The sequence below is a fragment of the Opitutaceae bacterium genome, assembly GCA_041395105.1.
Classification (GTDB): Bacteria; Verrucomicrobiota; Verrucomicrobiia; order Opitutales; family Opitutaceae; genus B12-G4.
In genome coordinates, this window is record JAWLBB010000002.1 from 143115 (window position 1) to 168476 (window position 25362).

General features: G+C 60.9%; 23 protein-coding genes. 8 read left to right on the forward strand and 15 right to left on the reverse strand.

Going from position 1 to position 25362, the window contains the following annotated elements; genetic code table 11:
* Window positions 1–12: 12 nt before the first annotated feature.
* The 4 genes from R3F07_07400 to proC are packed head-to-tail and all read left to right on the forward strand — an operon-like array spanning window position 13 to window position 3609.
* A complete protein-coding gene (locus R3F07_07400) occupies window positions 13–759 on the forward strand; it encodes a hypothetical protein (protein MEZ5276186.1) in 747 nt (248 codons plus the stop codon).
* Between the two features lie 30 nt (window positions 760–789).
* Window positions 790–1680 carry a bifunctional methylenetetrahydrofolate dehydrogenase/methenyltetrahydrofolate cyclohydrolase FolD gene (folD, locus tag R3F07_07405; GenBank protein ID MEZ5276187.1) on the forward strand — a complete coding sequence of 297 codons (891 nt, stop codon included), beginning with the start codon at window positions 790–792 and terminating at the stop codon, window positions 1678–1680.
* 10 nt (window positions 1681–1690) lie between these two features.
* Window positions 1691–2806, forward strand: a complete 1116-nt coding sequence (locus tag R3F07_07410) for a response regulator (protein ID MEZ5276188.1) — start codon at window positions 1691–1693, stop codon at window positions 2804–2806.
* Window positions 2803–3609, forward strand: coding sequence for a pyrroline-5-carboxylate reductase (gene proC, locus R3F07_07415; protein MEZ5276189.1), 807 nt, complete (start codon window positions 2803–2805; stop codon window positions 3607–3609). The genes R3F07_07410 and proC overlap by 4 nt, the downstream gene beginning before the upstream one ends.
* Window positions 3610–3776: 167 nt before the next feature.
* Here proC and R3F07_07420 read toward each other — a convergent pair whose 3' ends face one another.
* The 15 genes from R3F07_07420 to R3F07_07490 all read right to left on the reverse strand — a co-directional run bounded on the left by R3F07_07420 (window position 3777) and on the right by R3F07_07490 (window position 20816).
* Window positions 3777–4460: a cytochrome c gene (locus R3F07_07420; GenBank protein ID MEZ5276190.1), complete on the reverse strand. Its 684-nt coding sequence runs from the start codon at window positions 4458–4460 to the stop codon at window positions 3777–3779.
* Window positions 4453–5082, reverse strand: coding sequence for a cbb3-type cytochrome c oxidase subunit II (locus tag R3F07_07425; GenBank protein MEZ5276191.1), 630 nt, complete (start codon window positions 5080–5082; stop codon window positions 4453–4455). Before R3F07_07425 ends, R3F07_07420 begins: the two co-directional genes overlap by 8 nt.
* Entirely contained in the window at window positions 5079–6551 is a 1473-nt protein-coding gene (locus R3F07_07430; GenBank protein MEZ5276192.1) for a cbb3-type cytochrome c oxidase subunit I, read from the reverse strand. Before R3F07_07430 ends, R3F07_07425 begins: the two co-directional genes overlap by 4 nt.
* 16 nt (window positions 6552–6567) lie before the next feature.
* The gene (locus R3F07_07435) at window positions 6568–6873 is read right to left on the reverse strand and encodes a hypothetical protein (protein MEZ5276193.1); all 306 of its coding nucleotides are present in this window, start codon (window positions 6871–6873) and stop codon (window positions 6568–6570) included.
* Window positions 6866–8119, reverse strand: coding sequence for a hypothetical protein (locus tag R3F07_07440; protein MEZ5276194.1), 1254 nt, complete (start codon window positions 8117–8119; stop codon window positions 6866–6868). The genes R3F07_07435 and R3F07_07440 overlap by 8 nt, the downstream gene beginning before the upstream one ends.
* Window positions 8116–8727, reverse strand: a complete 612-nt coding sequence (locus R3F07_07445) for a cytochrome c (protein MEZ5276195.1) — start codon at window positions 8725–8727, stop codon at window positions 8116–8118. Before R3F07_07445 ends, R3F07_07440 begins: the two co-directional genes overlap by 4 nt.
* 1 nt (window position 8728) lies before the next feature.
* Window positions 8729–9262: a DUF3341 domain-containing protein gene (locus R3F07_07450; GenBank protein MEZ5276196.1), complete on the reverse strand. Its 534-nt coding sequence runs from the start codon at window positions 9260–9262 to the stop codon at window positions 8729–8731.
* Complete coding sequence (gene nrfD, locus R3F07_07455) at window positions 9252–10673, reverse strand: NrfD/PsrC family molybdoenzyme membrane anchor subunit (protein MEZ5276197.1); 1422 nt, start codon at window positions 10671–10673, stop codon at window positions 9252–9254. The genes R3F07_07450 and nrfD overlap by 11 nt, the downstream gene beginning before the upstream one ends.
* Complete coding sequence (locus tag R3F07_07460; protein ID MEZ5276198.1) at window positions 10670–13990, reverse strand: TAT-variant-translocated molybdopterin oxidoreductase; 3321 nt, start codon at window positions 13988–13990, stop codon at window positions 10670–10672. The genes nrfD and R3F07_07460 overlap by 4 nt, the downstream gene beginning before the upstream one ends.
* Window positions 13987–14640 (reverse strand): cytochrome c3 family protein, encoded by a 654-nt coding sequence (locus tag R3F07_07465; GenBank protein MEZ5276199.1) that lies wholly within the window; start codon window positions 14638–14640, stop codon window positions 13987–13989. Before R3F07_07465 ends, R3F07_07460 begins: the two co-directional genes overlap by 4 nt.
* Before the next feature lie 422 nt (window positions 14641–15062).
* On the reverse strand, window positions 15063–15770 hold the full coding sequence (locus R3F07_07470) for an ABC transporter ATP-binding protein (protein ID MEZ5276200.1): 708 nt from the start codon (window positions 15768–15770) through the stop codon (window positions 15063–15065).
* Window positions 15767–17020: an FtsX-like permease family protein gene (locus R3F07_07475; GenBank protein MEZ5276201.1), complete on the reverse strand. Its 1254-nt coding sequence runs from the start codon at window positions 17018–17020 to the stop codon at window positions 15767–15769. Before R3F07_07475 ends, R3F07_07470 begins: the two co-directional genes overlap by 4 nt.
* Before the next feature lie 27 nt (window positions 17021–17047).
* On the reverse strand, window positions 17048–18169 hold the full coding sequence (locus tag R3F07_07480; GenBank protein MEZ5276202.1) for an efflux RND transporter periplasmic adaptor subunit: 1122 nt from the start codon (window positions 18167–18169) through the stop codon (window positions 17048–17050).
* Window positions 18153–19667 carry a TolC family protein gene (locus tag R3F07_07485; protein MEZ5276203.1) on the reverse strand — a complete coding sequence of 505 codons (1515 nt, stop codon included), beginning with the start codon at window positions 19665–19667 and terminating at the stop codon, window positions 18153–18155. The genes R3F07_07480 and R3F07_07485 overlap by 17 nt, the downstream gene beginning before the upstream one ends.
* Window positions 19668–19964: 297 nt before the next feature.
* Window positions 19965–20816, reverse strand: coding sequence for a sulfotransferase (locus R3F07_07490; GenBank protein ID MEZ5276204.1), 852 nt, complete (start codon window positions 20814–20816; stop codon window positions 19965–19967).
* A gap of 241 nt (window positions 20817–21057) precedes the next feature.
* Between R3F07_07490 and R3F07_07495 the strand changes: the two genes are divergently transcribed.
* From R3F07_07495 to R3F07_07510, 4 genes are read left to right on the forward strand one after another with little or no spacing between them, the layout of a single operon-like run.
* Window positions 21058–22035 carry a GDP-mannose 4,6-dehydratase gene (locus R3F07_07495; GenBank protein ID MEZ5276205.1) on the forward strand — a complete coding sequence of 326 codons (978 nt, stop codon included), beginning with the start codon at window positions 21058–21060 and terminating at the stop codon, window positions 22033–22035.
* 3 nt (window positions 22036–22038) lie between these two features.
* Window positions 22039–23058: a GDP-mannose 4,6-dehydratase gene (gene gmd / locus R3F07_07500; GenBank protein MEZ5276206.1), complete on the forward strand. Its 1020-nt coding sequence runs from the start codon at window positions 22039–22041 to the stop codon at window positions 23056–23058.
* A gap of 6 nt (window positions 23059–23064) precedes the next feature.
* Window positions 23065–23916 carry an ABC transporter permease gene (locus tag R3F07_07505; protein MEZ5276207.1) on the forward strand — a complete coding sequence of 284 codons (852 nt, stop codon included), beginning with the start codon at window positions 23065–23067 and terminating at the stop codon, window positions 23914–23916.
* The gene (locus R3F07_07510; GenBank protein ID MEZ5276208.1) at window positions 23906–25348 is read left to right on the forward strand and encodes an ABC transporter ATP-binding protein; all 1443 of its coding nucleotides are present in this window, start codon (window positions 23906–23908) and stop codon (window positions 25346–25348) included. Before R3F07_07505 ends, R3F07_07510 begins: the two co-directional genes overlap by 11 nt.
* Window positions 25349–25362 lie beyond the last annotated feature (14 nt).

The following is a 25362-nucleotide window of genomic DNA, read 5'->3' on the forward strand; positions in this document are numbered from 1 at the left end:
TGTCCGGCACTGATGTTCGGCGAGTCCGTCTCCTACCCGACTCCGATGAGGATCGAGCCGGCTTCCGACGCGCCTGTCGTTCAGAGCCTTTCCCCGGGCGACTCATTCGCGGTGGTGGACGAGAGCGACTTGCCCACCGGCATGTCACCTTTGCCCGAGGGATGGTCGGCGATCCGCTTTGAGGCCGACTACCAGGGCTACGTGAACAACAACGAGGTGCTCAAGAATCTCACGGCGGAGGTCGGAGCCGGCGTTCTCATGGAAGCATCGCTCGAAGCACCCCTTCTCACCGTGGTCGAGATGGACGATATCACGCAGGTGACGGATGTGACCGGCGAGTGGTCGCGCATCATCATCCGCAAACCCCTCGTCGGCTACATCGATGCCGGCGCCGTGGCTGAATCCGAGGCTCCAGTCGCTCAGGTGGCGGCAGCTGCCGCAATCGAGCCGACCCCAGCCGTCCTTCCTCCTCCGCCCATGACGACCGCTGCGCCCAATGCCGACGTCGCCCCGATCCTGATGAATGGTCGCCTCGAACGGACCCGCCGGGTCTTTGGCCGGGGACCCGATCAGGAATACCAGCTGATCGGCAAGGAGGGAAAGGTGATCGCCTACCTTGAAACCGATTCCCTCATCCTGACCGAGCCGGTGGACGCCTTCCTTGGTCTGGTCGTCAATGTCTTCGGGGTTCCCCGGAAACCCGCCGAAAGCAAGGCCCTTATTCTCCGGGTCGAAACCCTGAGAGTGGCCCAGCCCTGATCCAGTGGTCCCCGGTCCCTCATACCGCGCATGGAACTGATTGACGGAAACCAGATCGCCCAGGCCATCACCACCGAGCTGAAGCAGGTGGTCGACGGGCTGACCGGGCGCAAACCCTGCATTGCATTCGTCCGCGTGGGCGAAGACCCGGCCTCCGTCTCCTACGTCAACAAGAAGAACCGGACCGCGGCGGAGATCGGCATGCTGACCCGCCTTGAGACATTTCCGGAGACCGCTTCGGCCGCCGAGGTCTTTGCCTGCATCGACCGGCTCAATGCCGACCCCGAGGTGGACGGTATCCTTGTCCAGGCTCCCCTGCCCCCGCAGATCGACGACGTGGAGGCCTTCTGCCGGGTCGACCCGGAGAAGGACGTTGACGGATTCCATACCGTCAATGCCGGCAAGCTTTTTCAGGAAGACGATTCCGGCTTCATTTCCTGCACCCCGGCCGGAATCCTCGAACTGCTCCAGCGGTCGAATGTATCTCTCGCCGGCAAGCACGTGGTCGTCATCGGCCGCAGTCTCATCGTCGGCAAGGCCGTCGCCCTGCTGGCTCTTGAGAAGAAACCCTGGGCCAATGCCACCGTCTCCGTCTGCCATTCGCGGACACGCGATCTGCCGGCGCTGGCCCGCCAGGCCGATGTCCTCATTGCCGCGATCGGCCGGCCTGAATTCGTGACGGCGGACATGGTCAAACCCGGCGCGGTGGTGATCGACGTAGGCATCAACCGTGTTCCCGATCCGACCCGCAAGCGGGGCTATCGACTGACCGGCGACGTGGATTTTCAGAAGGTCTCCGCTCTGGCTTCCAAGATCACCCCGGTCCCCGGAGGAGTTGGTCCCATGACCGTGGCGATGCTCATGAAAAACACCCTGAAGGCTTTTCAACAGGCCCAAACCCGCGGTTCCACCCGTTCCTGAGAAACTCAACGTGTCTGCTAATCCGCGCATCCTCGTCGTCGACGACCAACCGATCAATATCCGGCTCCTCAAGCGGGTCCTGGAAAAGCAGCAGATGGAGGTGGTGACGGCCGAAAATGGTCGGGAATGCCTCCAGAGGGTCGCCGAGAATCTGCCCGACCTGATCCTGCTGGATGTCATGATGCCCGACATGGACGGATTCGAAGTCTGTCAGGAACTCCAAAGAAAAGAGGAGACCCGGTCCATCCCCGTCATCTTCATCACGGCCGAAACAAGGAAGGAAGGAAAGCTGCAGGGACTCGAGGCCGGTGCGGTCGACTACATCACCAAGCCCATCGATATCGATGAAACCTTGGCACGGGTGCAGACCCAGCTGCGCTTCCAGGCCATCAACAAGGAGAACGTCGAACTGCAGACCCGCCTGGGCGAAGCACGCCGCGCAGCGGCAATCGGAGCGATCACCCAGGGGATCGCTCACAACCTGAACAATCTCCTCGGTGTGGTGGTCGGCTATATCGACCTGACCAAGACCTCCCTGAACAACCCGGAAGCAGCCCAGCGCAACCTCGGTCGGATCGAGAGCGCCGTCAACCGGATGGTCGAGATCATCAAGCAGCTGACCTCGGTCTCGACCCGCAGCCGCCCCCCGCTCGGATTGATCGACGTCGCTGATTCGATTGGGAATGCCATCGCGCGGTTTCACCGGGAATTCAGCGAGGCCATCCCGGTCGAAGTCGACAACCTGATTCCCGAAGCCAGGGTCTGTTCGAACGCGGAGGTCCTCGAAGACGTCCTGGTCAAGCTTCTCTTCAACGCCGCCGAAAGTTACGAGCCGACCTCCCTGCAGCGGCCGATTCACCTGCGGATAGACCGGGAAGAACGCGAAGGCATTCCGGTCATTGCGTTCAAATTGAGCGACAAAGGTCGCGGCATACCCGAAGACATCCGGGATCATATCTTTGATGCCTTCATCAGCAGCAAGCGCACAGTCGGCGTCGGGATGGGTCTGACCGTGGCCCGCCATTCCATTCGAAATCTCGGCGGCGACCTGACCCTCACGGCCGGACCGCAGGGAGGAACCACCGCCATCTTTCACCTTCCCGTCCAGAAAAACAAAAACCCATGATGCGTTACGCGTTTATCGGAGCCGGACGACTCGGGTCCGCCATGATCGAAGCCCTCATCCAGAAGGGCGCCTGCCAACCCGGTGAGATTGGCTGTATCAGCGAACCGGATGACACCGCCCGCCAGACCGCGGAAAAGCTCGGCGTGCATCATGTGCGATCGATACGCGACCTCGTGTCCGGGGCGGATACGATTGTCCTTGCGGTCAAGCCCCAGCAACTGAACACCCTCGATCCATCCATCGGCGAAAGCTCGAGAGGGAAACTCGTGATCAGCGTGGTCGCGGGCACCCGGCTCGCCCGTCTGGAGACCATTTTTCCTCAAACGAGAAACATTGTCCGGACCATGCCGAACACCCCGGCCCGGATCGGCGCGGGTATGACTGCCTACTGCTGCCAACACCCGCTTCAGGCTGACGACCTCAAGAAAGTCAGCGATCTGCTCTCCGCAATGGGCAAGTTCATCGCGGTCGACGAAAGTCAGCTGGATGCCGTGACGGCGGTCAGCGGGAGCGGACCAGCCTACGTTTTCGAGTTCGTCGCCGCACTCCGCAATGCCGGAGTGGAGGCCGGGCTCGATCCGGATACGTCCTACCAACTCGCTCTGGAAACCGTCCTTGGTTCCGCCCGCCTTCTGGCCCGCCTCAAGATGGACCCTGAAGCCCTGCGCGACGAGGTTACGTCGCCGAAGGGAACCACCCTGGCCGCCCTCCAGGTGATGGAGAAGGCCGGGTTTCGTTCACTGATCCGATCGGCCGTCCTGGCAGCCAGGAATCGCTCGGTGGAGCTTTCCGCGGAGGGATGACGGTAGATTCCGGACAGCCGCGTCAACCGAACATTCATTCCGCCCTCAAGGAGTAGCCACTTCGCTTTGTCGAAGTGCCTCAACCGATCGGGCGAACGTCGACGCAGCGGCGTTGCGACGGACTGCTTCTTTCGAAGCCCTTCGCCATCCGCAACCGTTCCTCAGCCTTACTGCCCGAGGGGCTCCAGCTCGGCCTGGGTCCAGGACGTCGTCCGGCCTGCGGTGGCGGCGCGGACTTCGGCCACGGTGGCCGGAAGGACCGGAGGAGCATCATTGCCCCACTCCTGGCGAATATAGGTCAGGACTGAGGCGATCTGGTCGTCGCTCCAGTTGACCGAGGACGGTCCGAAGGCCGGCATGACACCGTTGTAGGTGTTACCCTCGACGACCAGTTCGCCACTGAGACCGTTGAGAAGAATACGGATGGTCCGCTGTTCGGAACCCAGCACCCACTCGGAACCCGCCAGAGGCGGGAAAACGGGAGGAAGACCCAGGCCGGTGACCTGGTGGCAGGCCACGCAATTCTGGGTGAAGAGTCGTTTGCCCATGGCGACCGGATCCGGCGGGGGTGGCGGTTCGGCACTCTCTCCCCTCCCCATGTGGACGGTCTCATTGAAGGCGAGCGCATTGAATCCTCCGGAGAACTCGGCCATGTAGACGCCACCGAAGAAGATCAGTCCGCTGAAGACAAAGAGCAGGAAAATCGGAATGGGAGAAAATCCCTCCTGAGGCTCGGGCTTTTCGCGCATGAGCTGCGCATGGACCGTTTGAAGCTGCGAATCCGCTACGGCCCGGTCCGAATTGTCCGGCGCGCGCCGGGAGGCGGCATTCTCTGATCTTGAATCACTCATGGGACGCGCGCGCCTCGGGCAGTTCGTAGTTGGTCTTGAGATTGAGGAGGTAGGCCACCAGGGCCTTGGCCCTCCAGGTCGGAACCACCTCGTAGCCTTCCGGAGGCGCCAATTCACCCGGCAAGGTCAGTCGATCGGAGGAAGGCTGACCGACGATCTTCCGTGTCTCATAGAGGAAGGCGTGCGCCGGCATGATGCTGCCGGGCGTGTTGATCTGCGGGTTGATCAGGTGATGGTGGTGCCACTCGGCCGAAGGGAGACGCTCGCCTACGTTACGCAGATCCGGACCGATCCGCGACGCCCCCAGGAAGACCTGGCGCTGGCTGATATAGTCGCGGCTGACACTCTGGCGCTGTCCCCAGCCACGTTCGATATCCGCACCGACTCCCTCCCGGCGGACCTGCTGGGTATGGCAGTTGACACACCCCAGATCCTGATAGACCTGCTCACCCTGGCGGGCCAATCCCGGCATGAGCGTCGGCACGACGGCGCCGGTGTTCTGATCGGAGAACGGCTGCAGACCGCCAAAATCGGGATTGACCTGGTTGCCCACGAGAAGGCTGAGCCAGGAGAGCCCGACCGAGAAAAAGATGCCTAGAAACAGAAGCAGTCCGTTGTTCATGACGCAGAAGACTTGAGGGCTGCCGATGATGCAAAAAGGGTCGGTTCGGTCACCTCATTGGATCGGGGGCTGATCAGCATCCAGATGAAGCTGATCAAGAAGGTCAGATGTCCCAGCAGGATAAGGATCCACCCGACGGTGCCGGTCAGCAGGTAGGGCACAAGGGAATGAACGATCGTGACCCATTCGGGGAACAGAACCGGATCATTCATCCACAGCCCCTGAAGCACCCCTCCGAGGAAAAGGCCGACCATCAGAATCAGGAATCCGAGAACCACGCTCCAGAAGTGCAGGCTGACCAGGGAGGCCGAGGGCCATTCCTTCTCCAGCAGGCGGGGGACAATAAAATAGAAGCCGCCGAAGGCGGTCATGCTGAAGAACCCGTAGACCGCCAACTGGTTCAGCGCTTCCTCAACCAGAGTGAAGTGGGTCACCTCGGCGACGGTGCGGAAAGAGGTGATCGCCCACAGGAACGCGACCAGGGTGAACGCAACCGAGCCAAGAACGACAAAGCGCAGGGTCGGGCTGTTCCAGACCTGCCGGAAGCTGCCGAGTGTCGTCAGGTGAAGATTCACGGTGGTCACGACAACCGGGATGAGCAGGAGCACACAGCCAACGATCCCGGCCGAAATCACCCAGGCCGGAATCGGCCCCCCGACCAGGCGGGCGGGACCCGACCAGCATACGGCGAAGATGAGGGACCAGAATCCGACCACCGCCAGGTAGTAGCTGTGGATCGGTTTTCCCAGAACCTTTGGAATGAAATAGTAAGCCGAGGCCAATCCGACCGGCATGAGCCAGAGTCCGATCAGATTCTGTGCATACCACGCACCGACCAGGGCCTGCATGGTGCCGCGGACCGGCATCTGGACCAGCATGATCTGGGCGACGGAGAAGACCCACGGAAAACTGAAGAGCGCTGCCAGCAGGAACCACTGCGACACGTAGACATGCCGGTCCTGCCGGTAACGGAAGGTATTCACCACCCAGATCGCCATGAGGATGTAGGCGACGAGCAGCAGGGGACCGGAATAGCCGGGCAATGCCATCCACTCGTAGGGGAGACCCTTGCCGAGCAAAATCCCGGCGATGCCGAGATCCACTCCGAGGTTCCAGAAAACCGCGCCCACGATGACGAGCCCCCCATGGAGGAGTCTGGCCCGGCTCAACCGCGCCATCAACCAGACGGCCAACGCGAAGGCCGCATTGGTCGCCCAACCGTAGATCATGGCGGTGGTGGCCGCCGGGCGAACCCGGCCGTAGGTCAGCCACTCATGGTCGGCAAGAAAGCCGGGGGTGTGCAGCTTGAATGAGGCCATGACGGAAAGAACCGTCGCGGTAAGAAGCCAGAGAAGGCTCAGCCCCATCAGGATCAGGACCGGAAACCGGACCGAACGATCGACGGCGCCCAATCCATGAACCGGATCGGCGTCGGCGGATAAAGGTGCCTGGTTGGAATTCTGGCTCATGTCTTAGGAACGGGGATCACTGGGTGTCTCCGCTGAGTTTCTGCCGGGTCAACTCCTTCGCCCGGTCGATCGGGAGGCGGATGGTGCCCGCGGACTGGTCGATCCATTGATAGGACCCCTCGGTTTCCGCGACGTTGGCCTGAAGCTCGCTCAATCGGGCAGCGCGCTCCGCCGGAGGAACCGAGCCTACCGGACGGCTGGTCGGCTGGCCGGGGAAATCATTGAAGTGGTGAATGATGGGGAAAATCAAGAACGCGGCCACCACGAGGATGGTCGAGACTCCCTGACTGAAGAGGGAAGGATTGGGTCTGTGGTCACTCATGGTGATTCACGGATTCGAGGATTCGAGGATCCCGGATCGGGATGATCCGGGTCCGGTTCAGACTGTTGGCGACCACCCAGGCACAGATGCCGCCAACGGCCAGAAGTGAACTGATATCCCAGATCGAAACGGAGAAGGCCTTCGGATCGCCGAAAGCGTCCTTCTGGTAAGGCATGATATTGTAGTAGAAATCGACCAGCTGGGCGAGGATGAACCATGCGCTGATAAAGGCGATCCGTCCGGGCAGGATCTTGTTCCGGTAGCCGAGAAGGTAGAGGAACGGGAAGAGGAAATGCCCGAAGATGAGGAAGAGTCCCACATACCACCAATTGCCGCTTTCCCGGATGACATACCAGAAGGTTTCTTCCGGGATGTTGGCGTTCCAGATGAGGAAATATTGGGAGAAGCTGATATAGGCCCAGAAGACGGTGAAGGCCAACATGATATTCCCGAGATCGTAGAGATGGGACTTGTTCAGGAGACCCTTGAAGCGTCCTTCCCGCACGAGCAAGAGACAGATCAGGACGGTGCCGGCCAGGGCCAGGCGCATCGAACCGGCAAAGAACCAGACGCCGAACATGGTGGAAAACCAGTGATAATCGAGGCTCTTGATCCAGTCGATCGAGGCGAAGGTCGCACAGAGGGCCGCCAGCGGGATTCCGAGCGCAGCCCATTTGCGCATGCTGTGGGTGTGGCCGACATCACCGTCCTGGTCCTGGGCAAAGGAATGCCGGCGGAAGCGACTGGCCAGCAACGCAAAGGCGCCAAAGTAGAGCAGGTAGCGCAGCACAAAAAACGGCTGGCTCAGGTAACCGGACTTCTTGGCCCAGAGGATATCCTGACCGACGGTTCCATGCCCCCCGACCGAGGAAAGATCGTAATTGGGATCCATCCACTTCCAGAGAATCCCCGGATCGTAAAAGAGCGAGAGCGCCACCAGTGGAAGGAACAACAGGGCCAGCCAGGGGAAAACGGCCACCGCATGTTCCAGCGGACGCCGCACGATGGTGGACCAGCCCGCATCAAAGATATGATGGAGCATGATCAGGAAGAGCATCCCGATCGCCATCGAGGTCCAGAAGGTCACGGCGAGCAGCCAGGAGGCCGCGGCCTGTTTGGGCCCGAGCAGGAAACCGATCGCGCTGATCACGAGGGCGACCAGTCCGATGATGAGCGCCCGCCTGCCGAAGGATGAATTCTGCCCGGCCATGGGAATTGAGGATGCCTGTGCGGTGGTGGTGCTCATAGCCCGAGCTCCGATCGGTTGGCCGGCGGCACGTCGTTCACCGTGCCCTGTGCGGCCGTCTGCAGGGCACGCACATAGGCGATGACGGCCCAGCGGTCGGCGGGGGTGAGCTTGTCGCCGTAGCGGCCCATCAGGTTCTTGCCGTGGGTGATGGTGTTGAAGATCTCGCCCTCGGCCATTTCACGAAGGCGAGGATCATGATAGCTCGGGGTGGCCGCCATTCCATACTGTTTGGTGATGCCATTGCCGTCACCGAGCGCACCATGGCAGGGAAGACAGAAGATCTGGAAACGATCCTGGCCACGGTCGAGGAGTTCGTCGGTCACGTCCATCGGAAAGGTCCGGGCCCACTCGCCCGACGGTGTCTTGCCCTCGGTCAGGTGGGCATTGCCGATGATGGCGCCGCGGGGCACGGTATGGGCGGGAACCGGCCGGTCCGTCCGCCCGTCGGCAAAGAACAGACTGGGCGACTGAGGCTTGTACTTCGGCTGATGGTCCATGTCCGGGAAGATTTCCAGCGGGGGTTTCTTGAACGCGGACCCTCGGAATCCCAGGATGGAAACCGCGGTCACGACAAGCAGGAGGAAGATGACGTAAACGTAACGCATGTCAGTCCTCCAATTCCTCGATGTCCTTCCCGCCGACCTGATCGAGCAGGCTCCTGACGGACTCTTTGCGGTAGTGAGGATCGCAGCTTTCGATCACAATGAAGAAACGGTCGTCCGATGCCTGCCTGACGCGGTCGCGGTTCATGACCGGATGATAATGCATGGGCAGCCGGTTGAGGAGAAACATCCCGATGATCGAGCCGAAGGAGGCGAAGAGGATGGTCAGTTCGTAGGAGACCGGGAAGGCAAAGATCGGGCTGAACAGGGGTTTGCCACCCACGATGAGCGGATAATCAAACCAGTTCATGTAGGCGACCATGAGCATGCCCGTGGTGAATCCGGTGATCCCACCGGCCAGGGAGAAGCGCGGAACGCGGGACCTCTTCAGGCCCATTGCTCCATCCATCCCGTGAATCGGGAACGGGGTGATCACGTCCCAATGCTGGAAGCCGGCGTCGCGCACCTTTGCCGCCGCCTTGATGAGGTCGGCCGTGGTGTCAAACGCGGCCATCATTCCGTAAGAATCAGTGGCCATGATGGGGATCCGCCTGAGGGGTTATCGCCTTGATTTCGGCCATCGCCATCAGCGGGAGGAAGCGGACGAAGAGGAGGAAGAGGACGGAGAAGACGCCGAAGGTTCCGAAGTAGGTGAAGATATCCACGACGGTCGGGGAATAATAGCCCCACGCCGAAGGCATGAAATCGCGGGCCAGGGAAGTGACCGTGATGACGAAGCGTTCAAACCACATCCCGATATTGACGAAAATGGAGATGACCCAGACCAGGGCGGTGTTCTGCCGCACCTTCTTGAACCAGAAGAGCTGCGGCGAGATCACGTTGCAGGAGATCATGATCCAGTAGGCCCAGGCATAGGGTCCGAAGGCCCGGTTGACGAAGGCGAATCCTTCGTAGGGGTTGGCTCCATACCAGGCGATGAAGAACTCCATTGCGTAGGCATAGCCGACCATCGTGCCGGTCGCCAGGGTGATCTTGCACATGCAATCGATGTGATACTGGGTGATCAGGTCATCCAGTTTGTAGACCGCCCGGAGGGGAAGCATGAGGGTCAGCACCATCCCGAAACCGGAAAAAATGGCGCCCGCCACGAAATAGGGAGGGAAGATCGTGGTATGCCAGCCGGGAACCAGGGAAACGGCAAAGTCGAAGGAAACGATGGTGTGAACCGAGAGAACCAGCGGCGTGGAGAGGCCGGCCAGGAGGAGGTAGGCCATTTCGTAATTGCTCCAGTGCCGGTTCGAACCCCGCCAACCCATGGCAAAGATGCCATAGAGGACCTGGCGGATCTTCGATTTCGCCCGGTCCCGCACAGTGGCCAGGTCGGGAATCAGACCGACATACCAGAAGAGCACCGAGACGGTCGCATAGGTGGATACCGCAAAGACGTCCCAGAGCAGCGGACTGCGGAAATTGGGCCAGATGGCGTTGGCATTGGGCAGCGGGAAAAGCCAGTAGGCGAACCAGACCCGACCGATGTGAAAGACCGGGAAAATGCCCGCGCAGACCACCGCGAATATGGTCATGGCCTCAGCCGCCCGATTGATCGAGGTCCGCCACTTCTGTTTGAGCAGGCAGAGAATGGCGGAGATCAGTGTACCGGCGTGGCCGATACCGATCCAGAACACGAAATTGACGATCGCCCATCCCCAATTGATCGGATTGGCCAGGCCCCAGACACCGACGCCGGTGCTCACCTGGTAGGCCAGTCCCATCACGGTGAAGGAAGCGATGAAGCCCGCCACGCAGAAACAGATCCACCACCACCTCGGTGTCTTTTCCTCAATGATGCCGCAGATCTTCTCCGTGATCCAATTGAAGCTGCGCCCATGTCCGACCAGGACGGGACGCTCGAGTTGGACCGGATTGACCTCCCGCAGGATGGCGGGGACCTCCGCCACTCCCGTGGCCGAATGCGTAGCGTCACTCATCCGTGGTGTCCTCCTTCGGTGACGACCTCATGGCTGTCATGACTTCCGGGACTCTCATGTCCGGCGCTCTCTCCATGACCACCGGGGTGGTTCTTGTTGTCGTATTCCACCCGGCTCAGGGGCAGGGTCTGGTAATCCGGCATCTTCGGGTTGGGATTCCGCAATTTCGCGAGGTAGGTTGTCCGTGGACGGGTGTTGAGGTAACCGAGAAGACTGTAGTCCCGCTCCAGGGCCTTCATCTTCGAAACCCGGCTTTCGGGATCGAGCAGGTTGCCGAAAACGATTGAATCGGTCGGGCAGGACTGCTCACAAGCCACCTGGAAGGTTCCGTCGGGGACGGCCACATCAGCCGAGTCGCGAACCTCCACCTTCCGGGCAATCTTCGCCTGCTGGATCCGCTGGGTGCAGTAGGTGCATTTCTCCATGACACCCCGCATCCGGACAGTCACGTTGGGATTACGCGCCATCTGGAGAATTTCCGGCATACCTTTCTTGGAGAGGGGGCCCTGATAGAGTTTGTCGAGCTGGCGCTGGTTGAAGTCGAAGAAGTTGAACCGCCGCACCTTGTAGGGACAATTGTTGGCGCAGTAACGGGTGCCCACGCACCGGTTGTAGGCCATGACGTTGAGCCCTTCGGAGTCATGGACGGTCGCGTTGACCGGGCAGACCATTTCACAGGGAGCGGTCTCGCACTGCATGCAACCGACCGGCTGCAGGGAGATCTGGGGATCCTCCGGGATTTCCCTATTGTCGGTCGAGCCGCTCGAGTAGTAGCGGTCGAGGCGGATCCAGTGCATCTCGCGTCCGCGGCGTACCTGGTCACGGCCCACGATCGGGATATTGTTCTCGCCCTGACAGGCCACCACGCAGGCATTGCAGCCGGTGCAGGTGTTCAGGTCGATGGTCATGCCCCACTGGTGCACCCCGTCGAAATTCGGGTGTTCGTAAAGGGAATTGCCCTTGGGGGTCAGCGTGATCTTCAGGTCCTGATCGATATCCGATTCCTTGCCGTAGATCGGAGGGGAATGGGACTCCATCCCGAGCTCATTCACAAAATCGGGATGCTCCTGGAAGTCGCTGAGATTGGCTTCGCGGACGATGGCCCGCCCTTCCATCGACCAGTGCTCCTGCGTGTTCGCCAGAACGTAAGTCTTTCCGGTCAGGGTGAGCGTCGCCCCCCCGACATACCAGGGCGACGAGGCTGTCCGGATCGTGTAGGCGTCGAAACCGGCATCCGTGCCGATCCGACCGGTCTTCGCCCGGCCATAGCCAAGCGGCAGAACGATGGTGTAGTTGTCGAGTCCGGGCTGGATCTGAACCGGCCCTTCCACGGATCGACCGCCGACCGTGATCTGGACCACAGGCGCGCGCAGCCGGCCGTCTTCTCCGGCATTGGGATCCTTGCGGGCCACCTGAATCAGGGAACTGGCCGGATCGATTCCCAGTTCCACCGCCAGACGGGGACTCACAAGAATCGCGTTGTCCCAGGTCGATTTGGTGATGGGATCCGGACACTCCTGCAACCAACCGTTGTTGGCGAAGCGGCCGTCGTCGACTTTGTAGTCACCAAAGAACCGGACCTCGAGACTGTCCCTGGACGGCGCTGCGGGAATGAGGATCTTCGCAGCGATGGTCTCCGCCTTGTCGGCCGGGACCGAACGACCGATGGTCGGGTAGACTGAATCCGGAAGGAATCCATCGTGCAGGAAAGTCTGGAAGGCCGTCTCGGTGTCCCCTCCCCCTGCCCGGTCGTCGAACGACTTCCGCACCTGGGTGTAGGGATCCGGGTTCTCGAGACCAAGGATCCGGCCGAGCAGCTCAAGATCCGACACCCCGTCGAAAAGCGGGAGGATCATGGGCTGCACCGGAACCAGGGTGCCGTCCACGGTCCGGGCATCGCCCCAGGACTCAAGGAAATGCACCCCAGCCACATGAACATCCGCCGCGGCCGAAGTCTCGTCGGGGTGGTAGCCCAGGCGGATGACCTGAGCAACCGAGCGCTGGACCGAGGCCCAGTCGAGATCCACCGGTGCATTGTAAACCGGGTTGCCATCGATGATGACCAGCGTCTGGACCGATCCCCCGCGAATGGCTGAGGCCAGTTCTTCAATGGTCGTCGCGCCGGTCTCCGGCAGTTCCAGAAACGTCAGGGTCTTGCCGAGATTGCCCAGGCTCTGGTTGATGAGGAAGCAGATGGCGTGGACCTCCGGAGGCAGGTGCGCGCCGGCCACAACAAGGCTGGCTCCTTTGTGAGCGGCCAGGTCCTCGGCACAGGCGTCGATCCAGGCTGTGTGGGCCCCGACTTCGCGGGCGACATTCCTGTCGGCGACCGCGTCCTTGACCCCGAGCTTCTCAGCGAGGTGCGCGGCCACGGCGGCCATCCGCGAACTCGGCAGGCGCAGGCGGTGGTCCGCCATCCCTCCGGTCACCGTGAGGTGACTTTCCACCTGATAGAGACGATTCATCTCGCCCCCGTTCTTCTCGACCCGTCGCCCATCGGCAAACTCCCGGGCCGAGCGGATCTGCCCACTGCCGTTCTGAAGGAAATCGGAATCCAGGCTCAGAATACGTCTGGCTTTCCCGTAGGCGTAATCCGGCCTGCAGGGTCGACCGAAGATCTCACCGGCAGCGGTTTCCGCCCCGTCGTTGCCAAGCGGATCGTACTCGGCCCAGACCGCCCGCGGCATGGCCGATTGGATCGCCTTGACCAGGCGCAGCCGGGTCGGAGAAGTGGACGGCTCGGCCAGGAAGGCCAGACCGGCACCTTTGTTTGAGAGGTGTTTCGAGCTGATCGCTGCCAGCAGGTCGTTCAGGTCCGCCCGGGGCATGGTCGCACCACCCGAGGTATGCACGATCGCGCGATCCGGATCGTAAAGGTCGAGAACCGAGGCCTGCGTCTGGAGGTCCGCCCGACCGCCAAAGGGTGCGTAGGAAGGGTTGCCCTCGATCTTGGTGGGACGGGCCTCGTGCGTTTCCACCACGACCGGAACGGCGCCGCCGCGAACAGGTCGGGCCGACGCATAGTAGAGGGGAAGACCCGGAATGATGTGCTCGGGTGACTTCGCGTAGGGAACGAAATGGGCTTCGGGCCGACGGCAACCGGCGAGGCCGACTCCGCCAAGCGCAAAAGAGGCCGCCATGATCTTCAGGAAGTGACGACGATCAACACCTTCGATTTCGGAAGCTCCCTGGGGAAACTCGCGCTCCAGGTACTCCTGGAATTCAGGTGATGCGGACAACTCATCCAGGCTGCGCCAATAGCGCGGCCCGGTCGATTCGGCCAGAGAGGGTTGCGGGTGCTGAAAGATCCTTTTCATCGATGGCAGCCGGAGCAGCTCTGAGGCGGTTTGACGTTCCAGTTCTCGACCAGTTCGAGGCCTTGGGAGACCTGCACCTCCGGGGATTCGGCCGTCCAGTTGAGATTGTAGACCTGATCCAGCGGCCGGATATGATTCTCGGGAGCCCGGTGGCAATCCAGACACCAGGACATGCTCTGGGGTTGGTCGTGGCGCACCACTTCCATTTCATTGATCTTGCCGTGACAGGAGACGCAGCTGATCCCCCGGTTCACATGGACCGAGTGATCGAAATAGACGTAATCCGGCGCCTTGTGGATGCGCACCCAGGGAATGGCATCGCCACTGGCCAGACTCTCCCGGACCGGGGCGAGCAACTCGCTGGTCGTCTGGATCTGGTTGTGGCAGTTCATGCAGGTCTCAGTCGTCGGGATGTTGGAGTGGGCCGACTGATCGACATAGGTGTGACAGTAGCGGCAATCCAGACCGAGCTGGCCGGCATGCAGATTGTGATCGAAGGGAACGGGTTGGTCCGGCTGGTAGCCGACCCGGGTGTACTTCGGAGTGAAATAGTAGGTGATTCCCGCTGTCACCGTCCCCGCGAGAAGGAAGACAAAGATGACGATGAGAAGCGGAAGCCGATTGGACCACTTCGGAAAAATCTTCGACATAAGTGGATGCGCCCTTTCGCAGGTTCAGGCCCGATGGCTCAGCCCACGCGGGGCATGCGCGACACCGTGTGCGGTGCCGGTCGCGGTTTCAGAGATGCGGAACCCGGGAGGTCGCGGTCCTGCAATGTCGTCGAGGCGGATTTCGGCATCCGGCCGACCAGAAATAGGCCGCCCAGCAGAGCAAAAAACGCGGATAAGAAGGATTTTCGGGAACAATCGTTGGACACAGATTTTGAGCTCGAGAGGGCTGTAAACAGCGCGAGAAAAATTGGGTTAAATGCTGAATGCAAACCTAAAACTTGAATGGATCGGAATGCGTTTTGGTATTACCCAATCTGTTTGCGTCAAAAGAATTCCTAATAAACAACCCTGCGGACCGTTCGACCGGTCGAAACCGGGCGAAAACGCCTCCCGTCCCCCCTCTACCCTTCGTTGACAAACCGGCCGTCCCGCATGACGAGGCGGCGGTCGCAACGGGCCGCGATCTCGGGATTGTGAGTCACCAGGACCACCGCCTGCCCGTTCTCCTTGGCCAGGCGCATGAGCAGGTCAAAGACGAGGTTCGAATTGGTGACATCGAGATTCCCGGTCGGTTCATCCGCCAGAATCAGGGTTGGCGAATTGGCCAGCGAGCGTGCCACCGCCACCCGTTGCTGTTCCCCTCCGGAAAGCTGGGTCGGCAGGCGATGGGTCTTTTCAGCCAGACCCACCTCCCTGAGCAGGTCATGGGCCCGGTCCCGCATTTCATCGGGCGCGAGAGTGCCCAGCTTGCGCATCGGGAGCATGACATTCTCAAGGGCCGAAAACTCCGCGAGGAGAAAGTGGAATTGAAAGACGAATCCGATCTGCGCGCAGCGAATCGAAGTCCGGTCCTCGTCCGATGCTCCGACGACATCCCGCGGGCCGATCCGGATCTCTCCGCCATCCGGTCGATCGAGCAGGCCCAGCAGATACAACAATGTGCTCTTGCCGCATCCGGAGGGTCCGACAATCGAGCTGACCTCACCCCGTCCGGCGGCCAGGCTGACGCCCCGAAGGACATGAACCCGGGTCTCACCGCTACCGAGGTACCGGTCGATCCCGCTGCAGGAAATGACCGGCTGGTCCAGCTGGATCGGGTTCCCGCTCATTGGGCCGTCCCCCGTATCACGTCGCCCGGTTCGAGCCGGGCGGCCCGGCGAGCGGGAATCAGGCTGGCAAACATCACCACGATGACCGCGGTGAGCACGGCCGCAACGTAGTGCCAGCCCGACCAGTTCACCACAAAACTGTCCGTGGAAAAGATGCCCCGGACCCGGATGGGGAGGTTGGACACCCCAAAGGTCAGGCCCGCCCCCAGGCCCGACCCCAGAAGCGAACCGGCACATAGAACGAGGACACCCTGCCAGAGAAAGATATTCGAAATGTCCCTTCGGGTATATCCCATCGACCGCAGGATGGAGATCTCCTTGGTCTTCTCCATCACGACCATGGCCAGGGTATTGAACATCCCCAGACCCGAGATCAGGATGATGGTCGAAACGGTGATGGCCGACGAGATCCGCAGGGCCCGGAAGACATCGAGCCAGACCTTCTCCCGTTCCTGCCAGCTGATCGCGTTGTGCTGCAGGACCTTCTCGATGTGGGCGGCAATGGCCGGGGCGCGGTCCCGATCCTTCACGTTGATCTGCATGAAGGTCACTCCGTGCGGGATCCGCAACAGCGATCGGGCCGCAGTCATGTGCATGTAGACCACAACCCCGTCGATGTCGGTCACCCCAGTCTGGTAGATGGCCGAGACCCGGTAACGGCGTTTCTCTCCCTGCGTCTGAAAAACAACGGTGTCTCCCGGCTCCAACTGCAGCCGAAGGGCCAGTTTCAGTCCGATAAGGACCCCGTTGGGATTGGACCGGAACTCACCCAGGTCCCCGCGCACGATCTGCTGGGCCAGATCGGAGGCATTGAGGTGATCCTCAAGATTGATTCCCAACACCTGGGCGGGGTCGGTCCGCGCGCCCGGGCCCTCGGCGACCACATTTCCACGAACCACTTCGGAAACTGCCGTCACCCCTGAAAAGGTCTCCAATTCCGCCCGGATCGTCCGGGGGTCCTGCACCCCGGGAATGTAGTTGCGGCTCTCCCGTTGGGAAATCTGGAAGCCCGAGCCCCCATCCTCCCCCGCCGCGGCCATACTGCGAAGGGTGTCCTGAAAGCGGTCTTCAATTTTGATCGCGCCGTTCGTCCCCAGGATGGTCCGGATGAAAAATTCCTCGAAGCCACTCGTCTGGGCCTGGGTCACGATAAAAAAGCCCACTCCGAAAACGATTCCCGCCAGACTCATCGCCATCGAACGCTTCTTGGCGACGAGGAATCGGATCGCAATGCGGAGATTGGGGCTCATGCCGGTGAAACTCGCGCGCCCGAACGCTCAGCGATTACCAATCCTGACCCGGTCTCCGTCCTGAAGTCGGTCAAAGTCCTCGGTCACGACCGACTCGCCTTCCGAGAGTCCGGATCGGATCTCCACCTTGTTCAGCGAGACAAAACCCGGCTCAACCGTGCGGACGTCAATCACACCGTCCTTGACCACGTAGACTTCCTTTCCGATCAGGGCCCGCCGGGGGATGATGACTGCGTTCTCCCTTCGGGCGATCACGATGCTGGCCTCGCCCGTCACGCCGGGTACCAGACGGTCGGGGTCAACATCGACCTCCAGGTTGATGATGTAGCGCTGGGTTTCCGCATCGGCAACCGGAAGAATCTTGACCACCTTGGCATCGTAGACCTTTGAGCCCTCGCCGATCAGGCGAACGGAAGCCTTCTGTCCAATGCTCAGCCCGGCCATATCCTCCTGGCTGATGCGTGCCTCAACCAGTTTGACCGGAGAGATAATCCTGGCGATGGGCGCGCCCCCGCCGATCAGATCTCCGGGATAGGCGAAGACATCAGCGATGATACAGTCGATCGGGGCATAGACGGACATCTTCTCCAGCTGCCGCTCCCGCGTCTTCAGTGCATTGTCAGTCGCCGCCAACTGCTGCTCATTGCGCAATTCCTCCAGCGCGATTCGATCCTCGATCTGCTGGACCACCCGCTGCTGCTTGGCCAGTTCCGCCTCGGAAAGACTGCCCCTGGCGAAGTTGCGTTCCGCACCCTCCAGCCGCTCCTTGGCATCGATCAGGTCGTAGCGTATCTGGGAACCGATCTCGATCTGCCGCTTGATTCCCTGGATTTCAGCCTTCAGCCGCTCAATCTCGATTTCCACATCGGCCGAATCGATCTGAACCAGCAGATCACCCGCGGCCACCCGGTCGCCGATTTCCAGCCGGCTCTCCACCACCCGGCCGCCAACCTCGCTCTTGATCTCCGTTTCCTGTTTCGAGCGCACCGTCACGGTCCCTGGAATGGCATCGACGGCCGTATCGATCCAGGCTGCGTCAACGGTGACGACGGGACGCATCCAACGCAGGCCAAAGACGGCCGCCCCGGCGACAACCGCCAGCACGACCAGGATCTTGGGCCAGAGAAGACTCCTACGGTTTCCGCTCATATTCAGTGCCCAGTTCAGGGCGATTCTCCTCGAGTTCTCCGATCAGGGTGTCGGCTCCGACCAGCGCGACAAAGGCGGAAACGGCATTGAGGTAGTCCACCTTGCGACGCGCCTGGCTGATTTCATAGTCGAAAAGACGGCCGCGTGCCGACTCGACCGATTCCTCAGAAGTCAATCCGGCGGCGAAATCCCTCTCCGCTATCTCCAATGCACGCCTGACGCCGTTCACGGTGACCTCGCCCAAGGCGAGCGCCCGGGCGGCAAAACTCACCCGATCGGAGGCTTGAGCGGCCTCATCGGCCAGTTGGGCATCCATCTCCCGCCGCGACATCCGCAATCGGTTCAGACGAAGAAGCGACGCGGTTCGCAACCCCCGCGTCTCGTAGCCGTCGAAGATATTCCAGTTCAGGGACACACCCGCAAAGAGCGCGGTGGTCTGATATTTGTTGGCAATATTGGCGTCGTAGCTGATTTCGTCCTGGCTGATACCGGTGATCAGATTAAACTTCGGGCGGTTCCTCACATTATGGATGCGGTAATTCATTTCCTCCCGCTCAATCTCGAGCTCGGTCGCCATCACCCGAGGATCATCCTTGAACCCTCCATGGACAAAGGCGCCGAGCAATTCGCCCAATTGTTCCGGGTTGTGCCCGACCCCGGGGAATTCGTCGGCCACATGCTCCTGCGAAAACGACAGATCTCCGACCAGGCGTCCGAATTGCCGCAGTGAATAAGCAAACTCGGAGGCCTGCCGATCATAACGCAGCTCGGCTTCCTGCAGGCTGAAACCGGCGCTGCCCACCCGGTTGGCCGCGATCGCTCCGGCCTCCAGTTGCTCCTTTAGATCCGCCAGCTCGTTGCGTCGCTTCTCAAGATCCGCCTCGGCATTCTTCAGATCCATCTTCTGGATGACGAGCCCAAGGTATTGCGACCGGACAGATTGGACGAGCTGGCGGTAGGCCGACTCCATCTGGCCCTCTGCCAGTTCGATCCCGATCTTTCCGATTTCGCCGGCCGCCTGGATCGCCCCCCAATGGTAAAGAGGGTAACTCGCCTGAAAGAAGTAGAACAGTTTGTTCGAATAATCGATATCCGGCCGGTCGAGGCGGCTTTCCTTGCGATAGTCGTAGCGCAGAAGCCCCGCCGCTGACGGATAGCGATCCGCATTGGCGATGACCGAATTAGCCTCGGCGATGGCAACCTCCACGTTCCGTGAAAGGATGGACGGTGCCTGTTGGGCCGCGCTCAACAGGATGGGGCGCAGCTGCGGGAAAAGATCCTCGGCCAGAAGAAGCTCAACCGGCACCGTCTCTTCCTCCTTCCCACCGGCGCCACCCGCCGACAGTTCGTCCGTATCGCTCGCATCGGTCTTCGCAGCCGACGCGTCGCCCGCAATCGACTCAGAAATCGAAGGCGGAGAAGCCTCCTGCTCTCCTGCGACCACCGCTCCATCACCGGGCTCTTCAGCCCACCCTGTGATGGCAATCGTCCCGATCACCAGCAGAAGGCAACATGGAGTCGGCGACCGATGACGAAGAGTCACCCCAGGGCCGCCCCCACCATGCTCCCGTACCGCGGTAACCCGATGTGTCAGCAACATGGTTGATGACCGTTTGAACGGGCGCTCGGAGACAGACGGCGGATTCGGTTTTTCGTCATGGACCAATCGACAGCAGAAAACGACCGCTGTTCACAGGGTCAACGCCCATTTTGAAATCCCCCTGCCGGCCGCCTTCCCGGAGCATGCGGCAGGCTCCCGAAAGACGGCCTCTCGTGGTCCGTATCGAGACTCGCCTCAAAGTCCGGTATTCAGCCATCGATCTGGAAGCGGTCGACCCGCCACCTCCCGGACATAACAATAGACCGGCCCAAAAAACTCCCCGGCCGCCGACTCCGCTTCCGGATCGATCGTCATCTGTCCCGATTCATTCATCCGGGGCAAATCTCCCGGGGCGCGGGGTTCAATACCCATGAAATCGGTGATCCCCTGCAACTCATCCGCCGTGGTTCGCGGGTCGAACAGGTGCTCGAAGAAAGCGAGATGCACATCCTCGCGGGCGACCACCGACAGCAGCTCCTCGAGAGTCCGCCGGTAATCGGAACGGAGAGTGAACCCGGGATTGGACAGGCATTCGATCGCGTTGCGCCGCGCATCGAACGCTTCCGCTCCAAAAACGGTCTCATGGTAACGCAATTGCGACCAGTAGCGATCCACCGGATCCCTGAGAACGAAAAGGAAACGGGCATCCGGCCGGACCCTGCGGATGGCGGCAAAGCCATCCCGTTTGAGCAGCGAGTAAGACGGAGTGATTTCCGCCACCACGACAAGGTCTCCCCTGGCCAGCAGGTCAAAATACTCCCCGTAGCGCCGTTCGTCCGATTCCATCTCGAGTCGCAGGGTGAGACAGCGCAGGCGCTCCAATTGCCCGGGGTTTGCGGCCTGAGCCGGGTTGGACCTCAGCTCCACCAGCTGTTCCTGAAGGATCGGGAGGAAACCCGCGCACAGATCCGGCCGATAAACCGTGTCGAAGTAGTGCAGCTCCTTGATCGGCGAAAAGCCGACCTGGGGATGCCCCGTCAGGTATTCGGCCAACCAGGTCGTCCCGGCGCGCTGAGCACCTATCCCCACAATGAGCTTTGCATTCATTCGATCAAGAGAGTCGATGGACCCGGTTCCCATGCCCGAGCCGGGCTGACCCGACACTTCTGGGAAGCAACGTCTCACTTGGCAAGAGCCGCCACCGAATGAGCTCGACTCAGGGACTGAGCCAACCTGACAAGCCGTGCCTGAAAATCAATGCATTATCCCACGATGCATCGCACCTGGATATCGACTGGAGAACAAACGCTTGCCGGTCCCCCGTTTTCTTGGGAGATATCCGAACTCAATGAAACGCGCTTTCATCACCGGAATCACCGGACAGGACGGATCCTACCTTTGCGAATCGCTTCTCGCCAAAGGCTACGAGGTCCACGGCCTCGTCCATCGCCCGGACCAGCTGGCCAACGGCCACATCGCCCATCTCGTCCAGGATCCAAAGATCCTGGACCGAACCCTTTTCCTTCACAACGGCGCCTTCGAAGACGCTACCCACCTGCGCCGGATCATCCTCAAATCGAAGCCAAACGAATTCTACCATCTCGCCGGCCAGTCCAGTCCGCGGCTGAGCCTGGAGCTTCCAGAAACCACCGTCGACAGTATCGGCATGGGGACTCTCCGCCTACTGGAAATCATTCGGGATATTCCCAATCCGCCCAAATTCCTTTACGCGTCGAGCAGTGAGGTTTTCGGTTCCCCGGTCCACTCACCCCAGGATGAATTGACACCGCTCAACCCGACGACGCCCTACGGCGCCGCCAAGGCCCTCTCCCAGCAGATGGCCCGGATCTACCGGATGGCCTACGGACTCGAGACCTGCTCCGCCATTCTCTACAACCATGAGTCCCCAAGACGCAGCACAAGTTTCGTAACCCGGAAGGTGGCCCGGGCCGTGGCCCGGATCAAACAGGGACGGCAATCCGAACTGGTCCTGGGCAGCTTGAAAGGGCAGCGGGATTGGGGCTGGGCGCCCGATTATGTCGAGGGCATGTGGATGATGCTCCAGGCGCAGCCCGTCGACGATTTCATTCTCGCCACCGGCAGGCTTCACACTGTCCAGCAGCTTGTCACCTTCGCCTTTGAGCACGTGGGGCTCAACTACGAGGATTATGTTCGACACGACGCAGCCCTCGTGACCAGCGTCGAACCGATCGCTGCCTGCGGAAATCCGGCCAAAGCCAAACGCCTGCTGGGTTGGGAAAACACAATACCATTCAACGAGATCATCGCCCGACTGATCGATTTCGAACTCAGGAAATCCGACTGAATCATGCCCAAACGCGCCCTCGTCACAGGAATCACCGGCCAGGATGGTTCCTACCTCGCCGAACTCCTTCTGGAGAAGGGCTACGAAGTTCATGGAATTGTCCGCAGATCGAGCACCACCACCCGCTCAAGAATCGATCATCTCAGGTCCTACGAACACGGAGACAATCAACGGCTCTTCCTCCACTATGGCGACCTCGCCGACAGCGTTCGACTGGTCAAGCTCCTCTACCAGCTCCAGCCCGACGAAATCTACAATCTGGCCGCACAGAGCCACGTCCGGGTCAGTTTCGACATCCCCGAATACACCGCCGATGTGACCGGGGTCGGCACCGGTCGTATCCTTGAGGCGATCATCGAATCGGGCATCGGCAAGAAGGTCCGTTTCTACCAGGCTTCGTCGTCCGAGATGTTCGGCAAGGTCCAGGAGGTACCGCAGAAGGAGACGACCCCATTCTGGCCGCGCTCCCCCTACGCCTGTGCCAAGGTCTTCTCCCATTGGCTGACCGTCAATTACCGCGAGTCCTACGGACTTTTCGCCTGCAGCGGGATCCTTTTCAACCACGAGTCCCCCCGCCGGGGGGAATCCTTCGTGACCCGCAAGATCACCCGCGGGGCGGCCCGGATCAAAACGGGACTTTCGAAGCGGCTCACCCTGGGCAACCTCGACTCCAAGCGCGACTGGGGCTATGCCAAGGAATACGTCGAGGGCATGTGGCGCATGCTGCAACAGGATAAACCCGACGACTTCGTGCTGGCCACCAATGAGACCCACACCATACGCGAGTTCCTCGATGTCGCCTTTGGCCGACTCGACCTGGATTGGAAGGATTATGTCGATTTTGACGAGCGTTTCCTGCGCCCCGCCGAAGTTGATCTGCTGATCGGCGACTACAGCAAGGCGAAAGAAAAACTCGGCTGGGAGCCCCAGACCCGGATGAAAGCCCTGGCCGAGTTGATGGTGGACGCCGATCTGGAGGCCGCTCAGAGCGAGGCAGCCAAACCGCGGTTTCCCGTTCGATAGACGACCATGGATCCGCGTCGACAGCCGCCCCTCCTCTCACTGCTCAATCCCGTCGCCCCGCTTCTCGCCCTCTGGCGCCACCGGGACCTGCTCTGGCAGTTCATCGTGCGCAACGTCGAGATCCGTCACAAGGGGAGCATGCTGGGCATCGTCTGGGCGGTTCTGAACCCGCTCCTGACGCTTGCCGTCTACGTTTTCGTCTTCGGATTCGTTTTCGGCGGCAGTTTCGGGGTGGTCGAAAGTGAGTCGAGATGGGACTACGGTCTCGGTATCTTCCTCGGACTGGCCCTCTTTCAACTCGTGGCGGAAGTGATGATGGTGGCGCCCAACATCATTACGACCCAACCCAATTTCGTCAAAAAGGTGGTCTTTCCCCTGGAGGTGCTGCCCGCCGCGGCCGTCGGGGCGGGCGCCTTTCACATGCTGGTCACCCTCGGGATGGTCGCCACCGGCGTCGTCATCGGCGGACACCCGTTGAATATCTACACCCTCCAGCTTCCTCTCGTCCTCTTGCCGATCCTCATCACCTGCCTCGGTCTGGCCTGGCTTCTCGCGAGCTTCGGCGTGTTTTTCCGCGACCTGGGACAGATCGTCGGCGCCCTCGCCAGCGCCCTAATGTTTGCCAGCGCAATCTTTTACCCGGCCATTCGGGTCCAGACCGAGGCTCCGCTCGCCTGGTCTTTCCTACGATTCAATCCGCTCCTGCACACGGTCGAGATGTCCCGCGAAGCCGTCCTCTGGTCGCAACCCATCTCCTGGTCGACCCTTGGGTGGCTCTATATCGGAGCGTTTTCCGTTTGCTCATTGGGCTTTGCGGTTTTCAAACGCCTCAAGCCCGCCTTTGCCGATGTCCTCTGAACGAAACCTGACAACGGACACCGCCATCGTGGCGCGAAACCTTTCGAAGGTCTATCGGATCTGGGAACGCCCGTCTTCCCGACTGGTCGCTCCGTCCCTTGAAGCGGCCGCCGGACTCCTGCCCCGGAAGTCCGGGCCTGCCGAATGGCTTCGCCGGCGAGCCCGCCACCACTACCGCGATTTTGTCGCGGTCAAGGATGTCAGTTTCGAGCTCAAGCGCGGCGAAGCCCTCGGCATCATCGGACGCAACGGATCCGGCAAGAGCACCCTGCTTCAAATGCTTGCGGGAACGCTACAACCGACGAGCGGCGATGTCGACGTGACGGGCCGGATCGCCGCGCTTCTCGAGCTGGGTTCGGGCTTCAACCCCGACTTCACCGGTCGCGAAAACGTCTTTCTCAATGCCGCGGTCCTCGGCATGAGCCGGGAGGAGACCGAAAACCGCTTCGACCAGATCGCGGCTTTCGCCGACATCGGCGACTTCATCGAACAACCGGTCAGCACGTATTCGAGCGGCATGATGGTTCGTCTCGCGTTCGCCGTTTCCATCAGCATCGACCCGGACATCCTGATTGTCGACGAAGCCCTCAGTGTGGGCGACGTGTTTTTTCAGCAGAAGTGCTTCAAGCGAATCCACCAGATTCTCGATAGAGGAACCACCCTGCTCTTTGTCGCACACGACATCGGCGCGGTCAGGAATCTTTGTTCAAGGGCCATTCTGCTGCGCAACGGTGCAGTCACGCATGAAGGTACCCCGGAAACCTGCTGGAGCCGCTATTTCTCCCTCGGTTCCGACCGGCGGATCAGCTTTCAGGGCCATCGCCGCGCAGCCAGTGACACGGGGCTCTCCGACGAATTGCGCACACCCACCTTGGAGAACAACCTTATCGGAACCCAGACCAGCCGGCATGGGGAACGGCGGATGGAATATACCGCCATCGCCATTCTCAATGAACAGAACCAGCCCTGCAAGAGCTTCGGCCTGGGCGAAACCGTCCGGATTTGCGCCCTCCTCAAGGCAAACCAACGGATCGACTACGTCGGCGCCGGCGTCCAGCTGGTCGATCGCATGAACAACCTGGTCTTTGCCGCCGGAAACCGGCAGCTGGGCATCCATCTTCCCCCGATCGACGCCGGTCGGGAAATCCTCATCTGCTTCCAGCTCGACCTGACCGTCAATCCCGCGGACTACACCCTGACGGTCGACTGCAGCGAGCCCACCGAGGAAGGACCCAATCACGGGGCGTTTCAGGATGTCGTTCAAGGTCTCGGTCCCGTTTCGGTTCACTTTGATGCCAACCAGATGTGGCCCTTCTACGGCATGGCCCAGTTGCCCCTCAAACTGACGTTTGAGAGCCTTTCCGAATCCAAACCCGAGCCCTCATCAACGGCTGCTGAGGACGCTCCGGAAGCCTCCCATGCGGCGAGCTGAATCAGCCAGGCCAG